Below are 1,708 nucleotides of genomic sequence, written 5' to 3'. Positions count from 1 at the left end.
GGGCCAGGTTTGGTGTGTGGCTGGTCATCGGCCTGGTGATCTACTTCGCGTACGGTCGCAAGCACTCACTCATGAACCCGGACAGCCCCCGCCACAAGGTGGAAAGTAAGCCCTTGGCGTAGTTTGTCCACAGCCCCGCATCTAACCCTTGGCACCCCTGACAAGTGGTGTTAGGGTCGGACGCGGAGGAGCGAACTGGCTCCGCGAAGGAAGGGAGGTGCCCGTGGGTTTAATTGACGACCTGAAGGGCAAGGCTCAGGGTCTCATTCAAGGCAACGAAGAAGCCATCAAGAATGGCATCGAAAAGGCCGGGAATTTTGTGGACGAAAAGACGGGCGGCAAGTATGCCGGTCACGTCGACAAGGTCCAGAACGCCGCTTCCGACTTCGTGGCCAAGAACGACGGTCAGCCTGGACAGGCTCCCGTCACGGATGAGCCGAAGCAGCCGTAGCTGCCTGAGCCGCCGTACCAGATACGTCAAGGGGGCACCGGTCCCGCCGAGAGGCGCCACCGGTGCCCTTGGCGTTTAACAACCGCACGCCGCGGGTCGGGTACGTTGGACTTTATGCCTTCTGCCGCCCCGCCAACAACGCACCACAGCTCCAACCGGGAGACACTTGGACCGCCGATCACCGCCGGTATCGTTACAGCTTTGGTGGGATTCACGTCATCATTCGCGGTAGTCCTTGCGGGACTGCAGGCTGTTGGCGCCAATCAAGCCCAGGCATCCAGTGGGCTTCTGGCGCTCACCCTGACCTTCGGCCTGGGCATCCTGTGGCTGTCCTGGCGGTCCAAGATGCCGGTGACACTCGCTTGGTCCACACCCGGGGCTGCCCTGCTCGCCTCCGCTGGAGTGGTCGACGGCGGATGGCCGGCGGCCGTAGGTGCCTTCCTGATCGTCGGGGTACTGATCGTCCTGACGGGGCTGCTGCCGGTGTTGGGCCGACTCATGGCACAGATCCCCACAACATTGGCGCAGGCAATGCTGGCCGGGGTCCTGCTCCCCCTGTGCCTGGCGCCCTTCAAATCGCTGGGTTCTGCCCCGCTCTTCATTGCTCCCGTGGTCCTGTGCTGGGTTGTGCTCATGAAGTTCGCCCCGCGTTGGTCAGTCCCGGCATCCTTGGTGGTGGCTCTGGTCGTCATCGGAATCCACATCGTCACCAACGGCGTCCAGGTACCGGTTCAGGGTCTCGTGCCACGGCTGGAATGGACAACTCCTGCGTTTTCCCTGGAGGCTGCTGTCGGGCTGGCATTGCCCCTGTTCATCGTCACCATGGCCTCGCAGAACATTCCCGGTGTCGCGGTTCTCAAGTCGTTCGGCTACACCACGCCGTGGAGGCCATCAATGCTGGTCACCGGCGCAGGCACCATTGCCGGCGCGCCTTTCGGAGGCCATGCGATCAACTTGGCCGCCCTCAGTGCGGCCCTCGCTGCCGGCGAGGAAGCTGGCAAGGATCATGGCCGGCGTTGGATCGCAGCGTTCGTCTCCGGCCTGGCCTACCTTGTCCTGGCGGCGGCATCCGCGGCCCTGGTGACTTTGGTGGCCGCAGCCCCGTCAGGACTGTTGGAAGCCGTGGCCGGCCTCGCACTCCTCGGGACCCTGGCGGCCTCCATTTCCTCAGCGTTGGCCGTAGCGGAGGAACGCATTCCAGCCTGTATCACCTTTCTGCTGGCAGCCTCAGGCCTCAGCTTTGCCGGCGTAGGCGCC

At 63.8% G+C, this 1,708-nt stretch carries 3 protein-coding genes; all 3 read left to right on the top strand.

The window, feature by feature from the left end; all coding sequences use genetic code 11:
- On the top strand, nucleotides 1–122 hold a 122-nt coding region (locus HP499_RS17775), incomplete at its 5' end, for an amino acid permease C-terminal domain-containing protein (RefSeq protein WP_172325523.1).
- Between the two features lie 95 nt (nucleotides 123–217).
- Nucleotides 218–451, top strand: a complete 234-nt coding sequence (locus tag HP499_RS17770) for an antitoxin (protein WP_141282025.1) — start codon at nucleotides 218–220, stop codon at nucleotides 449–451.
- Between the two features lie 114 nt (nucleotides 452–565).
- Nucleotides 566–1,708, top strand: a 1,143-nt coding sequence (locus HP499_RS17765) for a benzoate/H(+) symporter BenE family transporter (RefSeq protein WP_172325522.1), incomplete at its 3' end; no start/stop codon positions are given.

This window comes from Paenarthrobacter sp. CM16 (assembly GCF_013179505.1).
Lineage (GTDB): Bacteria > Actinomycetota > Actinomycetes > Actinomycetales > Micrococcaceae > Arthrobacter.
The sequence above is the reverse complement of the archived record's forward strand: the minus strand, read 5'-3'. Positions and strand labels throughout refer to the sequence as shown.